Annotated in this window: 2 protein-coding genes; both read right to left on the bottom strand. The window is 44.6% G+C overall.

Going from position 1 to position 1,141, the window contains the following annotated elements; translation table 11 throughout:
• Positions 1-431: tRNA pseudouridine(55) synthase TruB (truB, locus tag GMD6S_RS11410; RefSeq protein ID WP_001013280.1), on the bottom strand; the 431-nt coding region annotated here is incomplete at its 3' end.
• 11 nt (positions 432-442) lie between these two features.
• Positions 443-1,141: DUF2130 domain-containing protein (locus GMD6S_RS11415; protein WP_000341242.1), on the bottom strand; the 699-nt coding region annotated here is incomplete at its 5' end.

Consider the following 1,141-nt stretch of genomic DNA (forward strand, 5'->3'; position numbering starts at 1 on the left):
TGACGTTCTGGACGCTCCACTTCCTGACCTGCACGCGCATACTCATAGAGCTTGCGACCATTGACCTTGACAGCCGAGTACATAGGTGGAATCTGAGTAATAGGCCCAGTCAGACTCGCAATCGCTTCATCGACAGTGGTTTCATCCAAGGGCGACAAAACAGGAGTTTCTGCGACTACTTCCCCACTAGCATCCTCGGTCGTCGTTGAATAGCCGAGAGTGATTTCCCCCTCATAGACCTTGCCCTCATCCTGCATAAACTCGACCATGCGGGTCGCCTTGCCCACCGCAATAGGCAAAACACCCACTACATCCGGATCCAGGGTCCCACCATGACCGATTTTCTTTGTTCCCAAAATCTTACGCAGTTTAAAAACCGCGTCATGCGAAGTCATCCCCGCTTCTTTTTTTAAGTTAATAATACCGTTCATCTGTTGCTTTCTCACTCTCCCTTCAGCGCATCAAACTTGGCTTTCATAGTTGGGTTTTTTCGGGTCAATTTTTTTACTGAAACATCTTCCAATTTGTTATTGGCGAGGCGGAGTTGGTTTTCGGATGTGGTTAGGAATTTCTTAACCTCTTCCATGCGTTTGATAGCCTTATCAATTTCGTCGATGGCTTTACCAAAGTTAGTTGAAGCTGAATTGTAGTTCTTGGCAAAGGCTAGTTTAAAGGCATCCAAATCTTCCTCAAAGTGAGTGATATCAATGTTTTGTTCACGGACAAGTGCCAACTCTTGCTTATATTTCAAAGAATTAAGCGCAGCATTTCGCAAGAGACCAATCAACTGGATAAAGAACTGGGGACGAATCACATACATCTTTTCATACTCATGACTGACATCAACAATCCCTGTATTAAAGTAGTCGTTATCTGCTTCTAGCATGGTCACCAGAACCGCATATTCGCAGTTTTTCTCCCGACGGTCCTTGTCCAATTCCTTGTAGAAGTCCGCATTCTTGTGCCTTTTCTCTGTCCCATCCGCTTCGTTTTTCATCTCAAACATGATGGAAATAATTTCCACTCCATTTTCATCACATTCACGGAAGATAAAGTCTCCCTTAGATCCACGCGCAGAGACCTTGTTATCCTTCTCAAAGTAGGCATTTGGAAAGGCAAAACTACGAACCTTGTTAAACTC

The sequence above is a fragment of the Streptococcus sp. GMD6S genome (assembly GCF_000297015.1).